Genomic DNA, 24,074 nt, shown 5'->3' on the forward strand with positions numbered 1-24,074 from the left:
GCTGAGTCACTCAGCCACCCGGCCGGGGAGGCCCGGCTGGGCATATGGTACCCTGAGGCCAGTCCGTGTTCAGCGGGTTTAGCAAAGAGTCATGGTTTCAGGCGCGGGCTATTGATTGCGCATCTGAAACCGATGCTACTATAAGCTCTTTCGAAATCATCAGTCTCCTGACGTACAAAGACGTTGGCACCTTCCGGTGATTCCAGAAAGCTTCCCCCACGCTTGATTTTCTTTGTTCCCGTTTGTGGTCCGGAGGGATTTTTATTTGGCGAGTGGCTGTAGTAATGCTCGTCATACCAATCAAGCACCCACTCATTCTGGTTGCCACTCATGTCATAAAGTCCTAGTGGATTGGGAGGCCAGCTGCCCGGAGGGTATGGTGTGGCGGTTTGTGCAGGATAGTAGTTCCGACCGGGTTCCATTTTTCCGTTGTCGGTAGCGAATGGAACCAACTGCCCACGACTGCGCGCTGCGTATTCCCACTGTGCTTCAGTGGGCAAGTCAAAGGGCAGGCCGGTGAGCTTGACCAGCCACAGGCAATAGTCGCGTGCGCCCTGCCAGTTTACACCGGCGGCATAGGGCGGTGTCCGCCATACTTCGTCATAGGTCCAGTCTTCCCAAAGTACCCTGGGTATGCCATTTGCTTCGGTATAGAGATCAAATTCGCCCCAGGTCACCTCATATTTGCCGATGTGGTAGCTGTCCAGCGTCACCTTGTGAGCAGGCTTCGAATCGGCACCCCAGGTGTGATAGAGGCCTGACTCCGGGTCACGGAAATCCCCCATCATGAAGGACCCGCCTTCCACAAACACCATGTTGTCCAGGGTCTTGCGGACGAGGGCGTCCACGTCTTTCTGGATGTCCGCCTCGGTCCGGCAGCCGGCGAGGGCAATCAGTGCGACCACCAGCCCAAGTATGAATAAGCGACGCAGGGTGTGCACATCCGGCCATGCCGGTTGAGGTTCGGGATTGAGCTGGTCGATGGCCAGCTGAGGCGCTTTGGTGTGACGGCGAAAATGATGCTTGTTTTGCATGACTGACTCATCCTGATCCCTGGATTGTCAGGTAGTCTAGCGCGGAGAACGCGCTGAGTCACTCAGCTATCCGGCCGGATTTCGGAGGAGCCAAACTCAGTGTGCAGGCATTCAGGAAAATCGGATGGTGCAGCTGAAAGTTTGGTGGAGCAGAAAGCTGTTGCATTGTTAGAATTGCTGTATTCAGAGCATTGGTAGCCTGTTCTGTGTCTGGTACATTTCTCTCCGGCCTGGCCCGGTTAGGCAACTGGCATTATAAGATGGATATTTGGAACAAGGAGGATATCAATGAAAGGTTTGACCCTTTTCAAAGTCGTTTTTACTGGCGCAGGGATACTGGCGCTGGCGATGGCGGCCTGGCTGTTTCAAAAGGAACGGGCATTTCTCGCCACTTCCGAAGAAGCGGTAGGAATGATCATCGACTTCCAACGCTATGAGAGAGATGGCCAGTATCAGTATCATCCGGTGATTATTTTTGAGGACCGGGCATTCAAACCCTATCAGTTTGTCGCGGCACAAGCATCGTCCAACCTGCGAACAGGTGAGACAGTAACGGTCTTGTACGATCCGGAAGATCCGAACAAGGCGCATGTTGCCTCTTTCGAATCGACATGGGGCGGGACACTGATCTGCGGCTTCCTGGGGCTGATTTTTATCTCTGTGGGAGGTGGACTGATCGGCTGGGACATCTATCACAATCGCCTCTCCAGAAAGCTTCAGCACCAAGGGCGGCATGTTCTGGCGAGAATCACCGGCGTGGAAGAAAATCCGTCATTCCAGATTAATGGGCGCAACGCCTTGCGCGTACTGGCGGAGTGGCAGGATCCAGTCAGTGGCAAGACTTATACTTTCAAAAGCCGCAACTGTCAACCCAATTCTAAAATGTCCCCTTTTTACCAAAGCTAAAGTGTCCCCTTTGGGTATCCTGTTTCAGGAGGTTACCGACTGCCTGCCGGAGGCCGCTTTACCAACCGGAGAACGTCGCCATGGATGGTCCGGCGCGGGCTTTCTGCCTGAGGATGCCTTTTGTCTGGCTCTCGCCTTGTCGACACGTTGGTGGAGGCTTTTCTCGTCATCCAAAGGGACCGGGGCTCGCCTTCGCTCAGGATTTGCCAATCCAGTTGATGCCCTTTGTGGAGCACCGTCACATGGCCATCCTGTGCTTCACAGATGGTGATCCGGGCGCCCCGGAGCCGATAGCCCTTTCCATAGCCGGTGAGCTGGTATTCCCGGTTCCTGAACTGAAAGGTCAGGTTCTTTGAGAGCTTTCGGTGGTTGTGCAGGCACAGGATGAGCGCCAGCTCCTCTGGTGTGTGCAGAACGGGGCGGTGAGCATCCGTGGCGTTCTGGGCGGGTTTGGCAAAGCGTGCGTTGAAATCGCGCATAAAGCCCGGCAGCCAGGCATTGGCGGTCTCAATGTCCGAGATGCCCGCAAGACGCAACTCCTTGACGAGGCGGTCCTGAAGCGTCTGGTTGGCACGCTCGACACGCCCCTTGGCCTGAGGGGTATTGGCATGAATGGGCTCGATATCCAGCGTTTTGAGAGCCCGGGTGAACTGGGTCAGCTCACCTTCGCGCTCGGGTTGGTTTACCCGGAAGATGCTGTGCTTGTCGGAATACAAAGCAGCGGGGCGGCCGTGCTCGGCCAGATAGCCTTGCAGTGTCTGCAGGTAAGCCCAGGTGGTCTCGGCCGGGGCGAAGCGTAATGCCATCAGTTCACTGGTGGCGTCATCAATGAACACGATCAGGGTGCAGCGCGGGCCGCGCCCTTCAAACCAGTCATGTGGTGAGCCGTCAATCTGAATCAGCTCGCCGCGACAGGGCCGTCTGGGACGTCGCTGGTGAATCCGGGCGGCCTTGCGTTTTCCGGGTTTCCAGAGTCCGTCAGCGATCATCCACTGTCGGAGGGTCTCGGCTGACAGCTTGTATCCATGCAGTGCGGTGAGTTTTTCACAGGCAAGCGTTGGTCCGAAATCAGGGTAGCGTGTGCGAACCAGAGAGAGTACTTCCTTGCGCACGGCCCCGGGAATTGCATTGCCCGGGCGTTTACCGAGATGGCCGGAAACCAGTCCTGACGGCCCCTTCTGACGAAAGCGGGCGACCAGACGCTTAACTTGCCGGACACTCAGCCCAAGCTGCCGGGCAGCTTCCTGTTGCCGAAGCTGTTTTGCGGTCACCTGCTGAATGATTGCCAGCCGATCGATCGCTTTTTGCGTCATTGCAATGGTCTCCTCTGCCATTGCCCCCTCCTGTATCCCAAAAGGGGACATTTTAGAATTGCGAGAAGGGGACATTACAGCTTTGGGCTAACACTTTCAAAAGCCGCAACTTGTGGGAGATTCCGGATACACTGGAAGATAGGGAAGATGTGACTGTGTACATTGATCCGGAGAACCCACGTCGCTACGCAATGAATATTCCGGAGCAGATAGCCTGAGGCTCAGTTTGCAATCCGTTCCGGTGAGCTTATGGCACACCGGAATCCGGTACCGGGAAAATCCTGTTGCCAGGATCCGAAATTCTGCTCCTCACGGACAAATACATTGGAACCTGAAGGTGACGCCAGGTACGAGCCACCACGCAGGATCTTTTTCATGCCATCTGATGGGCCTTTTGGATTGTTTTCCGGAGAGTGCGCATAATAATCAGGGTCATACCAATCCAGCACCCATTCAGCTGCATTTCCGCTCATATCATAAAGACCCAGAGGGTTGGGTGGCCAGCTCCCCACGGGGTAGGCGTCTTCGCCCCCCTGCGGTAGTTGCGCCCTTCTTCTATAGTCCCGTTGTCGGTGGCAAACGGCACCATCTTCCCGCGACTGCGCGCTGCGTATTCCCACTGTGCTTCAGTGGGCAAGTCAAAGGGCAGACCGGTGAGCTTGCCCAGCCACAGACAATAGTCGCGGGCATGGGGCCAGCTGACCCCTGCAGGATACTGGGGCTGGCGGTCGTAGGCTTCGCGTTGCCAGTCCTTGTCCCATAGCAGCCTGGGGAGGTCGTTGGCCTCCGTGTAGAGATCGTATTCGCCCCAGGTCACCTCATATTTGCCGATATGGTAGCTGTCCAGCGTCACCTTGTGGGCGGGCTTCGAATCGGCACCCCAAGTGTGATAGAGGCCTGACTCCGGGTCACGGAAATCCCCCATCATGAAGGACCCGCCTTCCACAAACACCATGTTGTCCAGGGTCTTGCGGACGAGGGCGTCAACGTCTTTCTGGATGTCCGCCTCGGTCCGGCAGCCGGCGAGGGCAATCAGCGCGACCACCAGCCCAAGCATGAATAAGCGCTGTAGGGACTCCGGTTGAGATTCGGGATTGAGCTGGTCGATGGCCAGCTGAGGCGCTTTGGTGTGATGGCGAAAGTGATGCTGGTTTTGCATGACTGACTCATCCTGATCCCTGGATTGTCAGGTAGTCTAGCGCGGAGAGGGCGCTGCGTCACTCAGCCATTCGGTAGGGTTTCGGAGGCAGCCTCCGGTGCCTGCACTGCAGACACCAGGGGAGCCCGAAGGTCAAGAAGGGCGTTTCGGGGAGGGTGCCGGTTCAGTCGCCCTCGAACTCGCACAGCGCGAAAACCGACAGATTTTCTTCGCGCATGCGGGCGGAGCCGCCCAGATCCGGCAGGTCGATGACGGCGGCGCATTCCACGATCTCGCCACCAAGCTTGCGGATCAGGCTCGCCGCAGCCAGCATGGTGCCACCGGTGGCGATCAGGTCATCCACCAGCAGTACCCGGTCACCGGGACGGATGGCATCCTTGTGCAGCTCCACCTCGGCCTCGCCATATTCCAGGGTATAGCGCTCGCTTACGGTATCAAAGGGCAGCTTGCCCTTCTTGCGAACCGGCACAAAGCTGGTATTCAGTTCATAGGCGATGGGGGCACCAATGATGAAGCCGCGCGCGTCCACGCCTGCCACCACATCCAGCCTTTCACCATGATAGCGGTGTACGAAAGCATCAATCAGCTTGCGGAAGACCGTGCGATCCTGAAGCGCCGTGGTGATGTCCCGGAACATGACACCCGGCTGAGGCCAGTCGGGCACGGTCCGGATTGCGTTGCGGATGGTATCTCGGAAATAGGGATCTGCCATGAGCACACCTGTTGTGAGGCGGCCCCCAGGGGCCGCCGGATGGGATCAGCCGAAGAACGCAAATTTTACAACAAAGAGCGCGGAGACGGCATAGAGGCTCAGGTTGAGCTGGCTGGTCTTGCCGGACAGCAGCTTCAGCAGCGTGTAGGTGATGAAGCCCAGCGCAATACCGTGAGCGATAGAGAAGGTGAACGGCATGGCCAGCGCGGTGATGGCCACCGGTGCGGCTTCGGTGATGTCTTCCCAGTCCACCTGTTTCAGGCCCGAGCACATCAGAACGGCCACATACAGCAGTGCAGGTGCCGTGGCAAAGCCCGGAATCATCTGGGCCAGCGGTGAGAACACCAGGCTCAGGAGGAACAGGATCGCCACCACCACGGCAGTCAGACCAGTGCGGCCGCCGGCGGCAATACCGGCCGTGCTTTCCACATAGCTGGTCACAGTGGAAGTGCCCAGGGCGGCACCGGTCATGGTGGCGGCGCTGTCGGCCATCAGGGCCTTGCCCAGGCGGGGCAGCTTGCCATCCTTGTCCAGCAGATCGCCCTTGTGTGCGGCGCCGATCAGGGTGCCGGAGGTGTCAAACAGATCCACGAACAGGAAGGCAAAAATCACGCTCACCAGACCTACATCCAGCGCACCGCGAATATCCAGCTGCATGAAAGTGGATGCCATGGAGGGCGGGGCTGCGACGATGCCCTTGTACTCCACGTGGCCGGTCGCCAGGCCGGCAACCGTAACGGCCAGAATGCCGATGATCACAGCACCCATGACGCGCTTGTAGGCCAGCACGCAAATCAGGATGAAGCCCAGCAGGGCCAGCAGTTGCGGGGTTTCCGTGATGTGGCCCAGGGTCACCAGAGTGGCCGGGTGATCCACCACCAGGTTGGCAGTTTTCAGCGCGATCAGCGCCAGAAAAAGCCGATGCCGGCACTGATGCCCAGACGCAACGAGAGGGGAATGCTGTTGATGATGTACTCCCGGATACGGAAGATGCTGAGCAGGAAGAACAGCAGGCCGGAGATGAAGACCGCACCCAGTGCAACCTGCCAGGAATAGCCCATGCCCAGAACCACCGCATAGGTAAAGTAAGCGTTCAGACCCATGCCCGGTGCCAGGGCAATCGGGTAGTTGGCCCAGAGACCCATGATCAGTGTGCCTACGGCCGCCGCGATGCAGGTGGCGGTGAAGACTGCACCGTAATCCATCCCGGTTTCGCTCAGGATGGCAGGGTTCACCACGATAATGTATGCCATGGTGAGAAAGGTGGTAATGCCGGCAATCACCTCCTGACGGACGGTGGTACCGTGTTCTTCAAGTTGAAACAGCTTTTCCAGCATGATCCTGCCCTGTCTGCTCTGGTTGAAAAACGCGCATTTTACAGATGGGTGATGCGGGTGTCAGGCAAAATGCGTACGTGGTTTCCACTATGTGGTCAAAAGACTCAGCTGAGCGCGATGACGGCCAGCAGTACCAGACCGGTGGCTTGCATCAGGAAGGTGAGGGTGGCACCGATCCGGCGGGTGACAAAACTGGGTGCCATCATGCCGTGAGCATGCAGGACACGGCCCAGCGTGAAGGCGGTGACCATGCCCGTCAGCCAGAGGCCGTTGAAGCCTTGCAGTTCCAGCGCCAGAACCAGCAGAATGAAGAGCGGTACCTGCTCGGTTCCGTTACCATGAGCGCGGATGGCGGCCTTGAGGCGAGTGTTGTTGCCATCTCCATAGGCGACGCCTTCCTGAATCCGGACACGGACAACATTCAGCGCCAGAATCAGCAGCAGTGCGCCGTTGGCGAGTAACGTGGCTGTAAAGTGGTTGAGCATCGCGAGCCTCTCTGCAATCAGGTCAGGAGGCTCATGGTGCAGGTCGGCCGATGAAATGTCCAGACTTCAGATGCGGTGTTGTTGGGAGCAAATAAACTGTCCGGACTTGTAGCACGTGATTTGTCCGGTTTCATGATCACCAAGGAGGTGAGCCATGAGACGGACAGAACTGCTACAGGAGATCCGGAAAATGCGATTCGAAGAAGCCTATACGGGATGGACCGAGAAACGGCTGACCCAGGAAGAGGCGGCGCGGCTGCTGGGGGTCTGTGAGCGGACCTTCCGGCGCTATATCGACCGCTACGAGGAGGAGGGCCTCGACGGCCTGATCGACAAGCGCCTGAGTCAGGTTTCCCACCGCAAGGCCCCGGTGGATGAGGTTCTACGCCTCGAGGCGCTCTACAAGGAGCGCTACGACGGCTGGAACATCAAACACTTCTACAGCTTCTACCGCGACCGTCACGGCGGCACACGCAGCTATACCTGGGTACGGAACACCTTGCAGAAGGCAGGCCTGGTCAAGAAGGCACCGGCTCGGGGTAAGCATCGTCGACGCCGCGAGCGGGCGCCCATGGTCGGCATGATGCTCCACCAGGATGGCTCCACCCACGAATGGGTTCCCGGCCACCACTGGGATCTGATCATCACCTTCGATGACGCCACCTCTGAGCACTACTCCATGTTCTTCGTCGAGGAGGAAGGCACGGCTTCGAGCTTCCAGGCCATGCGAGAGGTCATCACCGATCACGGCCTTCCCTCGAGCCTCTATACCGACCGGGGCAGTCACTACTGGCACACCCCCAAGGCCGGCGGCAAGGTCGACAAGTCCAACCTCACCCAGTTCGGCAGGGCCATGGCCCAGCTCGGGGTCGAGATGATCCCCGCCTATTCCCCCGAGGCCCGGGGCCGCTGTGAGCGCCAGTTCGCCACCCATCAGGGACGCCTGCCCAAGGAACTTGCAGCCCAGGGCATTACCACCATGGCGGCGGCCAACCGCTACCTTCGGGAGCACTACCTGCCGGCCTTCAACCGGGAGTTCTGCGTCAAACCCGCCGTCGAGGGCAGCGCCTTCGTGCCTTTCATCGGCCCTGGACTGGACGACATCCTGTGTGAGCAGTACGAACGCACCGTGAACAAGGACAACTGCGTCTCGTTCGAGGGACTCAAGCTGCAGATCCCTGCCGACCGCTATCGGCGCCATTACGTCAAGGCCAAGGTTCGGGTACACCGTTATCCTGATCGCTCCCTGGCGATCTTCCACGGCCCCAGAAGACTGGCCAGTTACACCCCAGAAGGCCTGCCCTTCGACCCCCTCGAACCTATTGATCAGGCACCGGCCAACGTCCGCTGCCAAGTCTGATCATCAGTGGACCCAAAGCGGACAGTTTATGTGCTACAAAACCGGACAGTTCTATTTGTTGCTAACAGACTTCAGATGCGGTGTGTTAGCCCAAAGCTGTAATGTCCCCTTCTCGCAATTCTAAAATGTCCCCTTTTGGGATACAGGAGGGGGCAATGGCAGAGGAGACCATTGCAATGACGCAAAAAGCGATCGATCGGCTGGCAATCATTCAGCAGGTGACCGCAAAACAGCTTCGGCAACAGGAAGCTGCCCGGCAGCTTGGGCTGAGTGTCCGGCAAGTTAAGCGTCTGGTCGCCCGCTTTCGTCAGAAGGGGCCGTCAGGACTGGTTTCCGGCCATCTCGGTAAACGCCCGGGCAATGCAATTCCCGGGGCCGTGCGCAAGGAAGTACTCTCTCTGGTTCGCACACGCTACCCTGATTTCGGACCAACGCTTGCCTGTGAAAAACTCACCGCACTGCATGGATACAAGCTGTCAGCCGAGACCCTCCGACAGTGGATGATCGCTGACGGACTCTGGAAACCCGGAAAACGCAAGGCCGCCCGGATTCACCAGCGACGTCCCAGACGGCCCTGTCGCGGCGAGCTGATTCAGATTGACGGCTCACCACATGACTGGTTTGAAGGGCGCGGCCCGCGCTGCACCCTGATCGTGTTCATTGATGACGCCACCAGTGAACTGATGGCATTACGCTTCGCCCCGGCCGAGACCACCTGGGCTTACCTGCAGACACTGCAAGGCTATCTGGCCGAGCACGGCCGCCCCGCTGCTTTGTATTCCGACAAGCACAGCATCTTCCGGGTAAACCAACCCGAGCGCGAAGGTGAGCTGACCCAGTTCACCCGGGCTCTCAAAACGCTGGATATCGAGCCCATTCATGCCAATACCCCTCAGGCCAAGGGGCGTGTCGAGCGTGCCAACCAGACGCTTCAGGACCGCCTCGTCAAGGAGTTGCGTCTTGCGGGCATCTCGGACATTGAGACCGCCAATGCCTGGCTGCCGGGCTTTATGCGCGATTTCAACGCACGCTTTGCCAAACCCGCCCAGAACGCCACGGATGCTCACCGCCCCGTTCTGCACACACCAGAGGAGCTGGCGCTCATCCTGTGCCTGCACAACCACCGAAAGCTCTCAAAGAACCTGACCTTTCAGTTCAGGAACCGGGAATACCAGCTCACCGGCTATGGAAAGGGCTATCGGCTCCGGGGCGCCCGGATCACCATCTGTGAAGCACAGGATGGCCATGTGACGGTGCTCCACAAAGGGCATCAACTGGATTGGCAAATCCTGAGCGAAGGCGAGCCCCGGTCCCTTTGGATGACGAGAAAAGCCTCCACCAACGTGTCGACAAGGCGAGAGCCAGACAAAAGGCATCCTCAGGCAGAAAGCCCGCGCCGGACCATCCATGGCGACGTTCTCCGGTTGGTAAAGCGGCCTCCGGCAGGCAGTCGGTAACCTCCTGAAACAGGATACCCAAAGGGGACACTTTAGCTTTGGTAAAAAGGGGACATTTTAGAATTGGGTTGACAGACTTCAGATGCGGTGACTATTGCCGGCGAAACCGTCCAGTGTATTGAAGGGCGCCGATCCCGGGCAACATGACGTTCCTGAGCACGAGTTCGTTACCGTGGCACTCATACTCAAACTCATCCCGGTGAGGTGCCCGGGTCGGGCCTGAGTTCAGGGTTTGCCAGTCGCTGGGCCTGCCCGAACCCGGAATTTCCATTTTCAATTTCCATTCGGACATCACCTTGTCTTTCGGGGTGAGGGTAACGAATGGCCCGTCCTTGGGGTGTAGCCAGTGACCTTCACTGGTGCCTTCAAAGCGGGCCCACTTGTAGTTTTTGACCGGACCGACCGTGCTTTCTCCCAGAACCTTGTAATCTTCGTAGGTTACCTTCAGCCGCCGCTTGCTGGCGTCGTTTTCGCCTGGGGCAAAGTCCTCACCGAACTCAAGTGTCAGGCGGCCACTGATGTTCAGGGTGTCCATGTCCGAACGGGCCGTAGAGGGTTTGGCGGACTCACCGACAGCCTCCCACTTGCCTGTAAGGCAGTCATCTGCAGCGAGAGCGGTTACGGGTACGCAGAACATGAGCAGCACACCGATTTTTGTTTTCATGGCAGACATTCTCCTTGTATCTGTGATGACCGCCACGCACCCGTCTCCCATCCGGCTGACTGGCAAAGGCGGTTCATGTCTCTGGTCATCAGTACAGGTAAACCGCACCGGCACCTGAAGCGCTGTTGTCACTGGAATCACCCCCGATTTCGTTGGCTGAACTGTCTTCCCTGCTTGTGCCTATGGCCAGTACCTGACCGTCACCTGAAAGGGCGAGACCGTCGGAGCCAAACTGATCTTCAACATCCGTATTGGGTGCTTTTATGTAGGCAAGCTGTGTCCAGTCTGTATTGTTGCGGGTGAACACATAGACAGCACCGCTCTTGTCGGCACTGTTATCGTTCTGGGCTCCACCGATACCGATGGCTGAACTGTCTTCTTCCGGTGCAGAAACAGCGAGTGTGTTCCCATCGCCAGACAGGGCAACTTCTTGACCAAACCGGTCCTCTGCTTCCGTGTTGGATGCCTTGATATAGGCTTGTTGAGCCCAGGTGTCGTTGCTGCGGGTAAAGACATACACGGCACCGCTGTTTGGGGCTGAACGGTCTGTCTGGTCACCATTGATGCCGGTGGCTCCGCTGCTTTCACTATCGGCACCCACAGCCAATGTTTCGCCATCTTTGGAAAGTGCCAAGCTGGTGCCAAATTCGTTGGGGCCAAAATATGAGGCTTCCAACTGCGCTTGATGGGACCATGTACCTGCCCCGTCCCGGACGAAAATATAGGCAGCTCCGCTATCAGGTACTAAGCCTAACCCCGTGTATGTCGAGTCTCTCTTTGGGCCGCCTACAGCCAGCGTGTTTCCGTCGCCGGAAAGTGCCAGACTGAAACCGAACAAATCGTCCTGGCCGGGATCAGGGGCTTTTATGTAGGCCTGTTGGACCCATGAACCTGTTTCATCACGAATGAAGACGAAGGCAGCGCCGCTGTCGACCAGGCTGTTGTCACTGTCGTCGCCATTGATACCTGCTGCAGCGCTGTCGTCGAACAGAGCGCCCACGGCCAATGTACTGCCATTGCCGGAAAGTGCCAGGCTGAAGCCAAAAAAGTCATCTTGATCAGGATTGGAGGCCTTGATGTACGCTTGCTGGGACCAAGAACCGCCATGGCGTACAAACACGTACACTGCACCAGCATCGCGAACACTGTTATCATCCTGATCACCATTGATGCCGGTAGCACCGCTGTCTTCCAGGGGTGCCGAGACAGCAAGTGTGTTGCCATCACCTGAAAGTGCGAGCTTGGAACCAAACAGGTCTCCCGCTGCAGAATTTGAGGCCTTAATGTAGGCCTGCTGCGTCCAGTTGTCGTTGTTGCGGACAAAGACATAGACTGCACCGCTTCCGCTGGCACTGTCATCGGTTTGATCTCCATTGACGCCCGTGCTGCCGCTGTCTTCAAGTTTGGCCCCCACGGCCAGCGTATACCCGTCCTCCGAGAGGGCAATAGCGCTACCAAAGGCATCCTGAGCGGACAGATTGGACGCTTTGAAGTAGCCAATGGCTTCGGCCAGTGTGCCGCTGACACTGGCAATGCCCGAGTCACTGCATCCGGCACTATTGCAGGCCTGTAGCATATACTGGGCGTTCATCCGTGCCGGGAGGAAGACCTCGTGATCATGGCTGGTGGCATCCGCAGCAAGGGTTGCAATCTGTGAAAAACCGGAAGCCCCGTCCGGATTTTCCAGCAGACGATATTCGGTTGCTCCGCTGACATCCGACCAGTTGAAATGAAAGGTTTTGATGGCCTGTGGCGCAAGCGTGAGTACCGGTGCCTGCGGAGGGTTGGTGGTTTCGACGCTGCCCCCGTCGCCATTTGTGCCTCCGCTGTCAACTTCCCCGCTGTCACCACCGCCTCCGCTGCCGCCGCAGGCAGTCAGTGCAGAAACCAGCGTGCAGGCGAGAAGATATTTGCCCTGGTTTTTCCATGTCATGGCAGCTTACCTTTATCATTGTTGTCCTGTTCTGAACCGGCCATCGAATCCCTTTCGGTAGACCTGCAATCAGGTGGATTCGGGCGTTTTCTGAAAGAAGCAATATTTTTTCCAGTCCTGGAATTCGCAATGAATTCAGTCAGATGAAAGTAAGCTCCGGGATCGGGCGAGTGAGTTTCTGTAAATTTTCCGGACAGGTGCATGCAGGTGAGCGGCAGCGGGCCGCTCGGCATGGCGCGTGATCCTGCGGGTGGGAACAGGCGGTACGTTGCCCCACCGGCGTGTGTATGGCTACAGGCCGGTGGGCACCCGGTTCAGGCGGATACTTCCCCGCAGCGGGGCGTCAGGAAGGCATCGGCCAGGGCCTGGCCCGAGAGTCCCGTGGCACACAGATGATAGAGTTTGGTATAGGCCGCTTCCAGTGTCATGTCTCCGGCCGGGAGCAGTCCTGTCCGGGCCAGTGCGGTGCCCGTGGCGTAGCTGCCGGTGACACTCCCCTGTACACATTGGGTGACATTGACCAGTACCGTCCCGGCGGCGTGGAGGCTGCGCAGGGCGTCCATGAAATGCGTGTCGCTGGCCGGACCATTGCCCACACCATAGGTCCTCAGGATCAGTGCCCGGGCGCCCTGTCCCAGAGCCAGCAACTGCTCCCCGGTCAGCCCGGGATAGAGATGAGCGACCCGGACATCATTGTGGGTGTAGGCGGGCAGCTCAAAGGCCGTTTCTGCCGGGCAGGGCAGGAGAGCATCGGTGTTGAGGTCGATGAAGATGCCCACATCCGCCAGCCAGGGGTAGTTCGGGCTGTCGAAGGCATCAAAACCCGTGGCCTTGTACTTGGATGCCCGGTTGCCGCGCAGCAGCCGGCCGTTGAAATACAGGGCCACTTCGGGAATCGGGTAGTCCGCCGCCAGTTCGATGGCCGTCACCAGATTGTTCTGGGCATCGTTGCGCAGTTCCACGAGCGGAATCTGTGAACCGGTCACGATGACGGGCTTGGTCAGGTCCCGCAACAGGAATGACAGGGCCGAGGCCGTGTAGGCCATGGTATCCGTGCCATGCAGGATGACGAAGCCGTCAAAGTCGTCATACCGGTCGGCGATATCCCGGGCAATTGCAAACCAGTGGGCGGGGCGGATGTCGCTGCTGTCAATCAGGCGCGGATACTCGTGCATGACCAGTTCCGGCAGGGAAATGGCCAGCCGCGGGGGAATCTTTTCATTGACCAGATCGCTGAAACCGGGCACCGGAGCATAACCGCTGGGCGTGCGCTGCATGCCGATGGTGCCGCCCGTGTAGGCGATGTAGATGCGCTTTCTGCGGTTCATGCGGCCTCCTTCAGAAAGCGGCTGACAATGCGCGCGAACAGTTGGGGCTTTTCCGCGTGCAGCCAGTGGCCGGTTCCGGGGATCACCTTCAGTTGTGCGTTGGGAAACAGGCGGGCGATGGTGGTACGGTGTTCGGGGCGGATATAGTCGGAGGCTCCCCCCTTGATGAACAGCACCGGACCGGGGAAGCAGCCACCGTCCTGACCGGCCATGAGGGCGTCATAGCTTTGCCGGATGACGGGCAGGTTGATCCGCCAGCTGAACCCCTGTTCTGCCCGTACCAGATTCTTGAGCAGAAAGAGACGCACGGCATCCTCGGGAACGTACGCCTTCAGGATGGCATCCGCTTCGGCCCGCGAGGTCAGGCGCGAGGGATCGCCGATGGCTGAAAGCCCGGCCATCACGGACTGGTGGTGAGGCGGGTAGCGCACGGGGGCGATGTCGGCCACCACCAGGCGGGTGACCCGCTCCGGCGCGTTGAGGGCCAGCTGCATCACGGTCTTGCCGCCCATGGAATGACCCAGCATGGCCGCCTGATCCAGCCCGGCCCGGTTCATGTATTTGAGTATGTCCTGGCTCATGGTGGCGTAGTCCATGTGATCCGTATGGGGGGAGCGGCCATGATTGCGCATGTCCAGGGAGTGGACTTCAAACTCGCCGGCCAGCAGGCGGGCAATGGCTCCGAGGTTCTCCATGGAGCCGAACAGGCCATGTACCAGAATTACCGGGCTTCCTTGTCCCTGCACACGATGGGCTAGCTGTACCATCCCGACCTCGTTTCAGACTGTGAAGGTGCCAGTTTAGCAAAGTCTGCGGCGTGTTCGGGCAAGAAAATGACCCGTTTGGCCCTGTTCAATCCATGCCGGACGCACTAGCATGGAAGCCATAACGATAACAGGCAGAGCCAAAGGACACCCCATGACGACCCATCACCGCACCTGCAACCTGTGCGAGGCCAATTGTGGCCTGATCATCGAAACCCAGAGCGACCATGTGCTGCGCATTCAGGCCGACCCGGATGACCCGCTGAGCCGCGGTCATATCTGCCCCAAGGCCGTTGCTCTGCAGGATCTGCACACTGATCCGGATCGGCTGCGCACACCCATGCGGCGCACAGCGGACGGCTGGGAGCCCATGAGCTGGCCCGACGCGCTGGATCTGGCGGCCAGAAAACTGCTCGAAATCCGCGAAAACCACGGCGGTGGGGCGATCGGTGCCTATGTGGGCAATCCCAACGTGCACCATCACGGCAACATGCTGTTCATGGTGCCCTTCCTGAAGGCGCTGGGCACGCGCAAGCGCTTTTCCGCCACCTCGCTGGATCAGCTGCCGCACATGCTGGCCAATCTGGAAATGTTCGGCCATCAGGGCCTGTTCCCGGTACCGGATATCGAGCGTACCCGGCTGTTCATCTGCGTGGGGGGCAATCCGGTGGCCTCCAACGGGTCGCTGATGACCGCGCCCGGGATGGACAAGCGTCTCAAGGCGCTGCGCAAGTCCGGCGGCCGCGTGGTGGTCATTGATCCCCGGCGCACGGAAACGGCGGAACTGGCCGACGAGCACCTGTTCATCCGTCCCGGTACGGATGTGCTCATGCTGTTTGCCATGATGAATGTGCTGTTTGAGGAAAACCGGGTCAGCCTCGGAGCGCTGGCGGAGCATGTCAACGGGCTGGACATCCTGCGCGTGGCCTGCCAGAGCTTCACCCCCGAGCTGGTGGCACCGCAGACCGGTATCCCGGCGGATGCGCTCAGACGTCTGACGCGCGAGTTTGCCGACACGCCCGAAGCGGTCCTGTACGGGCGCATGGGCACCAGTGTGCAGGCCTTTGGCGGACTCTGTACCTGGCTGATCTACTGTCTGAACATTCTCACGGGCCATTTCGACCGCCGTGGCGGCATGATGTTCGCCCAGCCGGCCTTCGACACGGTGACGCTGGGAGCGCTGGCCGGTCAGCGTGGTCACTTCGACCGTTACCGCAGCACCGTCCGCGGCCTTCCGGAGTTCGGCGGGGAACTGCCCGCGGCCACGCTGGCCGAGGAAATCCTCGAAGCCGGCGAGTCCCGCATCCGGGCACTGGTCACCGTGGCGGGCAACCCGGTGCTGTCCGCGCCCAACGGCAACCGTCTGGATGAGGCGCTGGCCTCTCTGGACTTCATGGTCAGCATTGATCCGTATATCACCGAAACCACGCGTCACGCGCATCTGATTCTGCCGGTGACTTCCTCGCTGGAGCGCAGTTTTGTGGATGTGGTGTTCGGCATGGTGGCTGTCCGCAATACCGTCAAGTACTCGCCGCCGGTATTCCAGCCGGATCCGGATGAGCGGGCCGACTGGGAAATCATGCTGGAACTGACCCGCCGGCTGCGCAATCCCCGGACACTTCCGGAAACCCTGCAGGTGGAGGCGGAAGCGGCCATCATGAAACGTCTGGGGCCGGATGGTCTGGCCGATCTGTTGCTGCGTGCCGGGCCCTATGGTCAGCGCCTGCCGCTCAAGGCGCCCTGGGTGAAGCAGCTCAATGGCTGGATCCGGCGCCTGCCGGCGGCCCATCCGCTGCGCCAGCTCTGGCAGATGAGCGCCATGGCTCCGGCCAACCAGGGCAATGTTCAGGGACTGACGCTGAAAAAGGTGGCCCAGTCACCACTCGGCGTGGATCTCGGGCCGCTCCGGCCCTGCCTGCCGGAACGGCTCTATACCCGCGACAAGCGCATTCAGCTGGCGCCCCCGCTTTACCTGCGCGACATTCCCCGGGCCGTGGCACTGATGCGGACGCCGGTGGAGGAAAAAGGGCTGCTGCTGATCGGTCGTCGTCATGTGCGGTCCAACAATTCCTGGATGCACAACAGTCAGCGGCTGGTGAAGGGCAAGCCCCGCTGTACGCTGCTGGTTCACACGCGGGATGCCCACCGCCTTGGCCTCAAGGATGGCGAACTGGCGGAAATCCGCTCCCGGGTGGGCAAGGTTCAGGCGCCGGTGGAGATCACCGACGCCATCATGCCGGGCGTGGTCAGTCTCCCGCATGGCTGGGGTCATCATCGTCCGGGCGTGGGCTGGCAGATTGCGGCGGCCAACGCCGGCGTCAGCCTCAACGACCTCACCGATGACCAGGCCGTGGATCCACTGAGCGGCAATGCCGTGCTCAACGGCACGCCGGTGGAAGTGGTGGCGGTCAGGACGTCGCGACCCCGCAAGCGCTCAAAGCAGGACGCGGTGCACGGCTGACAGGACGACCGGCAGGCTGAGCATGGCCAGCAGGGTCTGGGCGCTGATCAGTCCGGCCATGAGGCCGGCATGCCCGCCCAGTTGCCGCGCCAGGATGTAGGAGGCGGTGGCGGTGGGCATGGCGCCGAACAGTGCCAGCACCTGAATGCTCAGGGGCGGGAGGCCGGCCAGTGCGGCAGCGCCTGCCAGCAGCCAGGGCATGGCCAGCAGTTTGAAGGCCGAGGAGACGACCAGGGCACTGCCCGCCTCGCGCAGGGCCCGCAGTTCCATGCCGGCACCGACGCAGAGCAGGCCAAGGGGTAGGGCCATGTCGCCGAGAAAGCCCAGGCTGTCCTTCAGTACCGGGTGAAACCGGATGCCGCTCAGGTTCAGCGCCAGTCCCGCCACGCAGGACAGAATCAGCGGATTGGTGATCACCGCCCTGAGCGTACCACGCAAGCCGGCGACGCTGCCGCTGCCATGGCGGGCAAACACCAGGATGCACAGGACATTGATGAGCGGAATCATCAGCGCCATGATCACGGCGGCGGTGGCAATGCCGGCATCGCCGTGGAGAGCCGCGACAGTGGCGAGCAACACGTAGGAATTGAAGCGGATGCCCCCCTGATACACGGACGTGAACACGGGCCCGCTCCAGCGGAACAGTCGTTGCAGCACGAGCAGGATGACGGACGCCAGACCGAAGCCCCCCAGCAGGACCAGGCCGATGCGCGGCAGATCCAGCCCGGCGGTGCTGGCGTAAGTCAGTTTCAGGACCAGCAGGGCGGGAAAGAGCACGTAATACATGAGCTTTTCCGCGCCGGGCCAGAAGGCTGCCGAGGGAAAGTCCAGGCGCCTGAGCGCCAGCCCTGTCAGGATCAGGGCAAAGACGGGCATCAGGCTCTGGGTGAGCATGTCAGTCGATTCCGAGCAGCTTGTGGGTCTGGAGGGAGAGGCGCCATTGAGGGTGGGCCAGGCAATAGGCGAGGGCAGCGCGGGTGTGCGCTTCCCGGATCGGGTCATCACCCTCGCGCACGGCCGGGGAGGCCAGCGGAGACAGATAGCGGACCCGGGCCTCGATGTGATCGAAGCGTTCCGGCGGGCAGTCCGGCTGGGGATAGACCAGTTTCAGCTCGTCACACCGCTCAAGCACCACCTCTGCCGTACCCTTGGGGCTCAGGCAGACCCAGTCCACCCCCGGTGGCACCGGCAGTGTACCGTTGGTTTCGATGGCGACACCGAAGCCACGCTCATGAAGGGCCGTGATCAGCGGTTCATCCAGCTGCAGCAGGGGTTCCCCGCCGGTGCAGACCACCCAGGGCGCGCCACCGCCCGGCCAGAGTCCGCGCACGGCATCGGCCAGTGTGCCGGCATCGTCAAAGACACCGCCATTCTGGCCATCCGTCCCCACAAAGTCGGTATCGCAGAAGTTGCAGGGTGACGAGGCCCGGTCCGATTCGCGTCCGTTCCACAGGTTGCACTTGCTGAAGCGCAGGAATACGGACGGTCGGCCACTGTGTGCGCCTTCACCCTGAAGGCTGTAGAAGATTTCCTTGACGCGGTAGGGCTTAGTCCGTCTCATAGGGCAGCGGATCCACCGCGTTGTTCAGGGCAAAGGCTTCGAGCCGTTCCACACAGGAGCCGCATTTGCCGCAGGCCTTCTCGCGCCCGTTGTAGCAGGTCCAGGTCAGGCTGTAGTCCAGCCCCATGGCCAGCCCTTCGGCCAGAATCTCGTCCTTGCGCTTGTAGAGATAGGGCGCCTCCACCCGGACAGGGTCATAGTTGGCGACCAGCGAGACATCATTCATGCGCGCCACGAACTCGGGCCGGCAATCCGGATAGATGGCATGGTCACCCCCGTGGGCCCCGTAGTAGACGGCCTCCGCCTTCAGCGAGACGGCATAGCCGATGGCCAGCGAGAGCATGATCATGTTGCGGTTGGGCACCACGGTGGACTTCATGGAGTCCTCTTCGTAATGTCCCTCGGGCACGTCGATGTTGTCGGTCAGCGCCGATCCGGCCAGCAGGCTGTTGATGGCAGAGATGTCCACCACCTTGTGATCCAGCCCGAGCTGCGCGCACACCTGCCGCACACAGGCCAGTTCGCGCCTGTGGCGCTGACCGTAGTCGAAGGACAGGGTATACACCGACTTGCCTTCACGGAGCAGGCGGTGCACCAGCGTAAAGGAGTCCATACCTCCGGAATAGATGGCAACAACACGTGGAGATGACATGATCGGGACAGGCCTTGTGAACAAAAGCGAAAGTGTACCGCAACGCAGCGAGCGCGATTATAGCGGATTGTCGTTAGTCTGTCCCGTTGTGGCGGGGGGCGATCAGTTCGGCCACCAGTGTCTGCAACTGGCCGTTGCTCAGCGCGCCCTTCTGCAGGAAGCCGGCCAGCGGTGGCAGGCCGGATGCGGGCAGGGGATAGCCGGAAATCACCACGACCGGTATCTGGCTGCCCCGGGCCTGAAGCCAGTGGATGAGGGACAGGCCATGGCCGTCCGGCAGGCGCTGGTCCAGCAGGATGAGATCGGCATCGTGGTCCGACAGCCAGTCCCGGGCCGCCCTGAGGCTGTGTGCCGGGTGGACATCGGCAATATCGGCAAGGATGCCGGCGACCACCGTGGTCAGGGAGGGATCATCCTCCACATAGAGGATCTGACCGTGTTGCCCGTGGCGAATGCACTGCAGGCGGGCCACGCAGCGACGCAGATCCCCCTCCCTGAACGGGCTGCGGAGCACGTCCACGGCCTGCAGGTGGGTCAGCGAGGGCTCGGGTGACTCATCGCCCTGGAGCACGATGACCGGCACGTCTTCATAGCCCGCCCGCCTGCGGATCTGTGCAATGCCGTCCAGCAGTCGCGCCGTCCCGAGCGAGGCGGGCACCAGTATCGCATCCGGAGCGGGGGTGACTGTGGTACATGACGGGGGCCACTCGGCCGTGACCGAAAGTTGCCAGGATGAATCGTCCAGATGACGGATCACCGCTTCATGAAGCGCCGGATCCGCCGCGGCCAGAAGCAGATGACGTGCGGGTGCCTCGCCGGGCAGTTGCAGCGGATTCGATTCCAGAGCCGGCAAGGTCACTTCAAAGCAGGCACCGGGGCCGTCTCCGGGTGCGGCATAGGACAGATGCCCGCCATGGCGTTCGGCAATGGCGCGGGCGATGGCCAGGCCAAGCCCCGAGCCCCCATGTGTCCGGGTATCGGGATGCTGTGCCTGAGCAAACTTGTCGAACAGGTGGGGGACGAAGCTTTCCGGTACGCCCGGGCCGTAGTCGCGAATCCGGACGTGAATCCGGCCGCCATCGAGGCGGGCGGTGACGTCAATCTGCTGTCCGTCCGGCGAGAAGGAAATGGCATTGGCAATCAGGTTCAGAAAAAGCTGGTGAAGCCGGTCCGCATCCCCGAGGAGCCGCGCGCTCAGGCCGTTACCGGACAGATTGATCCGGATGCCATGTTCCCGGCAAATGCCTTCGGACTGCTCGGCGACGCTCCTGAGCACCGTTTCCAGCATGATGGGCTGGAGATCAAACGGCATCTCGTTGGCCTCGATCTTTTCCACATCCAGGATGTCATTGACCAGCCGCACCAGCCTCTCGCAGTTGTCGTTGGCGATGTTGAGCAGTTCCCGGGCCTTGTCGGGCAAGGGGGGCATGGCCGGGCTGGTCAGCAGACCCAGTGACCCCCGGATGGCAGTCAGGGGCGTGCGCAGCTCGTGGCTGACCACGGAAATGAACTCGTGCTTCAGCCGGTCCAGGGCGTAGCGGTGGGAAACATCCTCCTTGATGGCGATGAACCGGGTGATGTTGCCCCGGGCATCCATGACCGGCGTGATGGTCTGTTCCTCATGGTAGAGCTGGCCGTTCTTGCGCCGGTTGATCAGTTCGCCTTTCCAGACCTCGCCCTTGCTGATGGTCTGCCAGAGCCTGGCGTACACTTCCGGTTTCTGGCGTCCCGAGCTCAGAATGCGCGGCGTATGCCCGCGCACTTCGTTCAGGGTGTATCCGGTCATGGCCGTGAAGGCCGGGTTGACCCATTCGATGTGGCCACCGGCATCGGTAATCATGATGGCATTGGCCACGGCATCCAGCAGGGTGCCGCGCAGGCGCAGGGTCTCATCCGCTTCCCGCACCCGTTCGGCCTGCTGGGCAAAGCGCATGTACAGGCTGATCCACTGGGCAAAGGTTTCCAGCAAGGCGAAGTCGGCTTCGCTGAAGGGAATGCGGCGTGGTGCGGCACTGGTGAAGTTCAGGGTACCCCAGGCCCGGCCGTCCGCCAGGATGGGCACGCCGATGTAGGCCTCCAGACCGAAGGTGGTGTAGCAGGGATGGCTGGCAATGGTGGACTTGCCTGCTTCCTCGAAGGCGGTGGGTGCGCCGGCCTGCAGCGTATGGACGCAGTAGGTCTGGCCCAGATCGAAGGTGGTGCCGGGCGCAGGCGAATCGCCTTCACGGGTGGCGCTGGCCACGATGGTGTAGGTGTTGCCTTCCACGTGGCTGATGAGCCCCATGTCCAGATTCAGGTAATCCAGACCGAGGTGAAGGATGGCGGCGTATTTTTCCTGCTGATCCTGGTCGCTTTCCACGATCTGGTTGAACGCCCGGAGCGCATCGGCAAAGCGTTCGAGTGTGGTGCTCATCTGTTTTCCTCCGGCTTGTCTTCCAGTGTAGCCGAAGGATCGCCAGATTTTCCACTTTTTTGATTTTTGTGGATGCCCGGCCGGAAGCCGGCCGGGCGGAGGAGGTTACTCGACTTCCAGTTCCTTGAGGATATACCAGCGTCCGTACTGGCCGTAGCGCATGGTCACCAGGACGTACTGGGTGCGGACGTTGACCGGCAGTTTCACGTTCGCCGGGGCATACTGGTCGTAGCCTGTGACATACTGCCACTGACTGCCATTCCAGGCCCAGACATCATACTGACCGGCGTAGTTGTAACCGCTCCAGTAGAAGGTCAGGTCATGTATTGTGCGGGACGTGTCCAGCTCCAGCATGACCCATTGCTGGTTGTAAGTGTTGTAGATGGTGGATGAGGCCCACGCACGGGTCGTGCCGTCATGGAGGTTCTGCGGACCCCAGCTGCTGCTGTACTGGCTGGAGGCGCGCGCACCAGTGACCTTGAGGCCGGAAGAGGGGGGTGTGCCGTTGTCTCCGCCACCATTGCCACCGCCGTTGGAACCACCACCATTGCCGCCACCTGAACAGGGTGTCCAGGAACCCGGCACGGCGACGGCATCAAAGGACTTGTGCACGGCAGTCCACTCGGCGGAACACTTGCCGAACAGGGTCTCGGCGGACTGGGCCAGGCGCATGCGCGCGCCGGAGAAGTTGGTGCTGGAGGTGAACAGGTTGACGTTGGCATGATAGTAGATCTTCAGCGCCTTGCTGATGCCGATACCGCTCACTTGTGTCTGTGTGCGGCCGCGCGGATGCTTGCCGCCCTCGGACAGCAGATAGAACGCCAGGTTCATGATGCCGCTGTTGATGTGCACGCCGCCGTTGTCCTGACTGCCGGTGTAGCGTGACGGATAGCTGTCGCGGCTTTGCCCGTCTGCAGCCGGATCGGCCATGTTGCGCATGAACTGGCCCTGACGGACACTGCCTTCGGCCAGATGCCAGACGCGCTGGGAGGTCTTGAGCGATCCGGGTGCCTGAGTCAGCGTGCCGCCGGAGAGACGGTAGGCTTCCGCGCCGGCTGCAAAGATGTCGGAAAGCGCCTCGTTGATGGCACCGGATTCATTCTGATAGATCAGGTTGCTCTCGAAGCTGGTGACACCGTGCGTCAGCTCGTGAGCCACAATGTCCAGGGCGCCGGCCGGATTGCTCAGATAGCTGCCGCCGTCACCGTAGATCATCTGGTTGCGGTCCGGCGTGAACATGGCGTTGTCCCCGGAGCAACCGCCGCCCGGCCCGGCGAAGAGGGCATGCACACTGCTGATCAGCGGCAGGCCGCGGCCATCCAGGGAGTCCCGGTCAAACAGCTTGTTGTAGAAGGCATAGGTGTAGCCGCTGTTCGTCCAGGCGTCACGGGCGTGGGTGTCGCTGTCGGGCTGGACTCTGCGGCCGGGCAGGGCGCGGTTCATGTTCCAGTCGTTCAGGCAGGTCCGGTTCAGCGTATAAGTGTCACGCTGGAGGGCGGAGAAGATCCGCGGCAGCCGCTCCACCAGCGTGCCGGAATGGGCATCCACGAAGATTTCCTCGACCCGGTAGCCTTCGGTGGAGGAGGTATATTCCACGGTGGCCTTCCAGGTGAGGTGGGCCTTGTCCTGGCCATCCACATAAACATTCAGTTCGGGGGACTGGATGATTTTGGCCTCGCCGACCCGGTTGGGCAGCGCGCCGAGCGCCTGCTCCATGGCCTGGGGGGCGTCAAGCGCAGGCGTGGTATCCACCTGCAGGGCGGGCTGGAACTCGCCGGTGACGGCGGCCACTTCGCCTGCTGCGCTGGTCTGCACCACCACTTCACGTCCGAACACGGGCACGCCCCGGAAGGTCTGAGTGAACTTGTAGAAGGTGTTGCCCTGCTCATCGAGCTTGGATGTTCTGAGGCTCAGGTCATCGCCCGGGCCGGCCTGGATCAGGGCACCGGCTGCGCCCAGTACCAGCGCTTTGGCCGCATGGGCGTCGGGAGCGACCACGGGCTCGTCATCGGCCGGTTTGAGGAAGAAGCCGCGGCTGGGTGTTGCGGTATCCGCTGTCGCCCAGCTTGCCTGGCTGAAGGAGGTGTCCGCCGGTTGGGCCGGAACCGTGTAGGTGTCATCACCGGGACGAACCGGCAGATCCGCCGCCGAGAGGATGGCTGGCGGCCTGTGCTGAGTTCCGGAAGCTGTGGCGGAAGCCGTGCCGGTCTGTTCCGGAAGGGATGGGGTGTCTGCCGTACCGGGCTGTGCGCTGGCCAGCACATCCGGCCCGAAACCGGGCCCCAGGGCCACGAAGCCGAGGGTGCCGGCAGCCATGGCCACGCCGAGTGCAATCGCTTTTCTTTTCATGGTGAATTTTCCTGTCCTGTTGTTGCCTTTCGGAAGGTTTCCGACGCGGAATGTATCGAATCGAAAAGCGGTACGCTTGTCCTGATATGAAGACAATTTGTCCCTGGATGCCCTGATTGGACGTTTTTGTGACGGAATTGGGACGGACTAAACGGAACTGATTATCAGGTTGTCGTAAATTGTCCG

Annotated in this window: 17 protein-coding genes and 3 pseudogenes; 4 read left to right on the top strand and 16 right to left on the bottom strand. The window is 60.7% G+C overall.

All coding sequences use genetic code 11. The annotated features are described in order from the left end of the window. Positions 1–89: 89 nt before the first annotated feature. Positions 90–1,034: a formylglycine-generating enzyme family protein gene (locus AAIA72_RS12715; RefSeq protein WP_369600685.1), complete on the bottom strand. Its 945-nt coding sequence runs from the start codon at positions 1,032–1,034 to the stop codon at positions 90–92. 288 nt (positions 1,035–1,322) lie between these two features. Here AAIA72_RS12715 and AAIA72_RS12720 point away from each other — a divergent pair, with 288 nt between their 5' ends. Next, the gene (locus AAIA72_RS12720; protein WP_369600686.1) at positions 1,323–1,940 is read left to right on the top strand and encodes a DUF3592 domain-containing protein; all 618 of its coding nucleotides are present in this window, start codon (positions 1,323–1,325) and stop codon (positions 1,938–1,940) included. A 24-nt stretch (positions 1,941–1,964) separates the two neighbouring features. On the opposite strand, the pseudogene AAIA72_RS12725 reads toward AAIA72_RS12720, so the two are convergent. The 6 genes and pseudogenes from AAIA72_RS12725 to AAIA72_RS12750 all read right to left on the bottom strand — a co-directional run bounded on the left by AAIA72_RS12725 (position 1,965) and on the right by AAIA72_RS12750 (position 6,946). Next, positions 1,965–3,274 (bottom strand): annotated as a pseudogene (locus tag AAIA72_RS12725) (ISNCY family transposase). 200 nt (positions 3,275–3,474) lie between these two features. Next, positions 3,475–3,726, bottom strand: coding sequence for a formylglycine-generating enzyme family protein (locus AAIA72_RS12730; RefSeq protein WP_369600687.1), 252 nt, complete (start codon positions 3,724–3,726; stop codon positions 3,475–3,477). Further along, the gene (locus AAIA72_RS12735; protein ID WP_369600688.1) at positions 3,723–4,412 is read right to left on the bottom strand and encodes a formylglycine-generating enzyme family protein; all 690 of its coding nucleotides are present in this window, start codon (positions 4,410–4,412) and stop codon (positions 3,723–3,725) included. The genes AAIA72_RS12730 and AAIA72_RS12735 overlap by 4 nt, the downstream gene beginning before the upstream one ends. Positions 4,413–4,575: 163 nt before the next feature. After that, positions 4,576–5,124 carry an adenine phosphoribosyltransferase gene (locus tag AAIA72_RS12740; RefSeq protein ID WP_369600689.1) on the bottom strand — a complete coding sequence of 183 codons (549 nt, stop codon included), beginning with the start codon at positions 5,122–5,124 and terminating at the stop codon, positions 4,576–4,578. A 45-nt stretch (positions 5,125–5,169) separates the two neighbouring features. After that, positions 5,170–6,461: pseudogene (locus AAIA72_RS12745) on the bottom strand (NCS2 family permease). Between the two features lie 104 nt (positions 6,462–6,565). Beyond that, positions 6,566–6,946, bottom strand: coding sequence for an MAPEG family protein (locus AAIA72_RS12750; protein ID WP_369600690.1), 381 nt, complete (start codon positions 6,944–6,946; stop codon positions 6,566–6,568). Between the two features lie 190 nt (positions 6,947–7,136). Between AAIA72_RS12750 and AAIA72_RS12755 the strand changes: the two genes are divergently transcribed. Both AAIA72_RS12755 and AAIA72_RS12760 read left to right on the top strand, forming a co-directional pair. Beyond that, positions 7,137–8,306, top strand: a complete 1,170-nt coding sequence (locus tag AAIA72_RS12755; protein ID WP_369600308.1) for an ISNCY family transposase — start codon at positions 7,137–7,139, stop codon at positions 8,304–8,306. Between the two features lie 155 nt (positions 8,307–8,461). Then, positions 8,462–9,771: pseudogene (locus AAIA72_RS12760) on the top strand (ISNCY family transposase). An 83-nt stretch (positions 9,772–9,854) separates the two neighbouring features. On the opposite strand, the gene AAIA72_RS12765 reads toward AAIA72_RS12760, so the two are convergent. The 4 genes from AAIA72_RS12765 to AAIA72_RS12780 all read right to left on the bottom strand — a co-directional run bounded on the left by AAIA72_RS12765 (position 9,855) and on the right by AAIA72_RS12780 (position 14,455). After that, positions 9,855–10,427 carry a hypothetical protein gene (locus AAIA72_RS12765; RefSeq protein WP_369600691.1) on the bottom strand — a complete coding sequence of 191 codons (573 nt, stop codon included), beginning with the start codon at positions 10,425–10,427 and terminating at the stop codon, positions 9,855–9,857. 88 nt (positions 10,428–10,515) lie between these two features. Further along, complete coding sequence (locus AAIA72_RS12770; RefSeq protein WP_369600692.1) at positions 10,516–12,360, bottom strand: FG-GAP repeat protein; 1,845 nt, start codon at positions 12,358–12,360, stop codon at positions 10,516–10,518. Between the two features lie 314 nt (positions 12,361–12,674). Further along, positions 12,675–13,688: an asparaginase gene (gene ansA / locus AAIA72_RS12775; protein WP_369600693.1), complete on the bottom strand. Its 1,014-nt coding sequence runs from the start codon at positions 13,686–13,688 to the stop codon at positions 12,675–12,677. Next, entirely contained in the window at positions 13,685–14,455 is a 771-nt protein-coding gene (locus AAIA72_RS12780) for an alpha/beta fold hydrolase (RefSeq protein ID WP_369600694.1), read from the bottom strand. Before AAIA72_RS12780 ends, ansA begins: the two co-directional genes overlap by 4 nt. A gap of 151 nt (positions 14,456–14,606) precedes the next feature. Here AAIA72_RS12780 and AAIA72_RS12785 point away from each other — a divergent pair, with 151 nt between their 5' ends. Further along, positions 14,607–16,913 (top strand): molybdopterin oxidoreductase family protein, encoded by a 2,307-nt coding sequence (locus AAIA72_RS12785; RefSeq protein ID WP_369600695.1) that lies wholly within the window; start codon positions 14,607–14,609, stop codon positions 16,911–16,913. Here the strand turns inward: AAIA72_RS12785 and AAIA72_RS12790 are convergent. The 5 genes from AAIA72_RS12790 to AAIA72_RS12810 all read right to left on the bottom strand — a co-directional run bounded on the left by AAIA72_RS12790 (position 16,887) and on the right by AAIA72_RS12810 (position 23,888). After that, on the bottom strand, positions 16,887–17,807 hold the full coding sequence (locus AAIA72_RS12790) for an AEC family transporter (protein WP_369600696.1): 921 nt from the start codon (positions 17,805–17,807) through the stop codon (positions 16,887–16,889). The genes AAIA72_RS12785 and AAIA72_RS12790 overlap by 27 nt on opposite strands. A 1-nt stretch (position 17,808) precedes the next feature. Then, the gene (gene queE, locus AAIA72_RS12795; RefSeq protein ID WP_369600697.1) at positions 17,809–18,474 is read right to left on the bottom strand and encodes a 7-carboxy-7-deazaguanine synthase; all 666 of its coding nucleotides are present in this window, start codon (positions 18,472–18,474) and stop codon (positions 17,809–17,811) included. Then, entirely contained in the window at positions 18,461–19,126 is a 666-nt protein-coding gene (gene queC / locus AAIA72_RS12800) for a 7-cyano-7-deazaguanine synthase QueC (RefSeq protein WP_369600698.1), read from the bottom strand. The genes queE and queC overlap by 14 nt, the downstream gene beginning before the upstream one ends. Before the next feature lie 73 nt (positions 19,127–19,199). Then, the gene (locus tag AAIA72_RS12805; protein WP_369600699.1) at positions 19,200–21,539 is read right to left on the bottom strand and encodes an ATP-binding protein; all 2,340 of its coding nucleotides are present in this window, start codon (positions 21,537–21,539) and stop codon (positions 19,200–19,202) included. Positions 21,540–21,644: 105 nt separating this feature from the next. Then, positions 21,645–23,888: a M4 family metallopeptidase gene (locus tag AAIA72_RS12810; protein WP_369600700.1), complete on the bottom strand. Its 2,244-nt coding sequence runs from the start codon at positions 23,886–23,888 to the stop codon at positions 21,645–21,647. Positions 23,889–24,074: the final 186 nt, after the last annotated feature.

Source organism: Thermohahella caldifontis, assembly GCF_041153465.1.
Classification (GTDB): domain Bacteria; phylum Pseudomonadota; class Gammaproteobacteria; order Pseudomonadales; family Oleiphilaceae; genus Thermohahella; species Thermohahella caldifontis.

What these genes read in the sequence shown, in the direction of transcription:
- AAIA72_RS12715 (WP_369600685.1), bottom strand. Translation starts at nt 1,034, where the DNA reads ATGCAAAACAAGCATCATTTTCGCCGTCACACCAAAGCGCCTCAGCTG.
- AAIA72_RS12755 (WP_369600308.1), top strand. Translation starts at nt 7,137, where the DNA reads ATGCGATTCGAAGAAGCCTATACGGGATGGACCGAGAAACGGCTGACC.
- ansA (WP_369600693.1), bottom strand. Translation starts at nt 13,688, where the DNA reads ATGAACCGCAGAAAGCGCATCTACATCGCCTACACGGGCGGCACCATC.
- queE (WP_369600697.1), bottom strand. Translation starts at nt 18,474, where the DNA reads ATGAGACGGACTAAGCCCTACCGCGTCAAGGAAATCTTCTACAGCCTT.
- AAIA72_RS12735 (WP_369600688.1), bottom strand. Translation starts at nt 4,412, where the DNA reads ATGCAAAACCAGCATCACTTTCGCCATCACACCAAAGCGCCTCAGCTG.
- AAIA72_RS12730 (WP_369600687.1), bottom strand. Translation starts at nt 3,726, where the DNA reads ATGAGCGGAAATGCAGCTGAATGGGTGCTGGATTGGTATGACCCTGAT.
- AAIA72_RS12765 (WP_369600691.1), bottom strand. Translation starts at nt 10,427, where the DNA reads ATGAAAACAAAAATCGGTGTGCTGCTCATGTTCTGCGTACCCGTAACC.
- AAIA72_RS12770 (WP_369600692.1), bottom strand. Translation starts at nt 12,360, where the DNA reads ATGACATGGAAAAACCAGGGCAAATATCTTCTCGCCTGCACGCTGGTT.
- AAIA72_RS12720 (WP_369600686.1), top strand. Translation starts at nt 1,323, where the DNA reads ATGAAAGGTTTGACCCTTTTCAAAGTCGTTTTTACTGGCGCAGGGATA.
- AAIA72_RS12810 (WP_369600700.1), bottom strand. Translation starts at nt 23,888, where the DNA reads ATGAAAAGAAAAGCGATTGCACTCGGCGTGGCCATGGCTGCCGGCACC.
- AAIA72_RS12790 (WP_369600696.1), bottom strand. Translation starts at nt 17,807, where the DNA reads ATGCTCACCCAGAGCCTGATGCCCGTCTTTGCCCTGATCCTGACAGGG.
- AAIA72_RS12750 (WP_369600690.1), bottom strand. Translation starts at nt 6,946, where the DNA reads ATGCTCAACCACTTTACAGCCACGTTACTCGCCAACGGCGCACTGCTG.
- queC (WP_369600698.1), bottom strand. Translation starts at nt 19,126, where the DNA reads ATGTCATCTCCACGTGTTGTTGCCATCTATTCCGGAGGTATGGACTCC.
- AAIA72_RS12805 (WP_369600699.1), bottom strand. Translation starts at nt 21,539, where the DNA reads ATGAGCACCACACTCGAACGCTTTGCCGATGCGCTCCGGGCGTTCAAC.
- AAIA72_RS12740 (WP_369600689.1), bottom strand. Translation starts at nt 5,124, where the DNA reads ATGGCAGATCCCTATTTCCGAGATACCATCCGCAACGCAATCCGGACC.
- AAIA72_RS12780 (WP_369600694.1), bottom strand. Translation starts at nt 14,455, where the DNA reads ATGGTACAGCTAGCCCATCGTGTGCAGGGACAAGGAAGCCCGGTAATT.
- AAIA72_RS12785 (WP_369600695.1), top strand. Translation starts at nt 14,607, where the DNA reads ATGACGACCCATCACCGCACCTGCAACCTGTGCGAGGCCAATTGTGGC.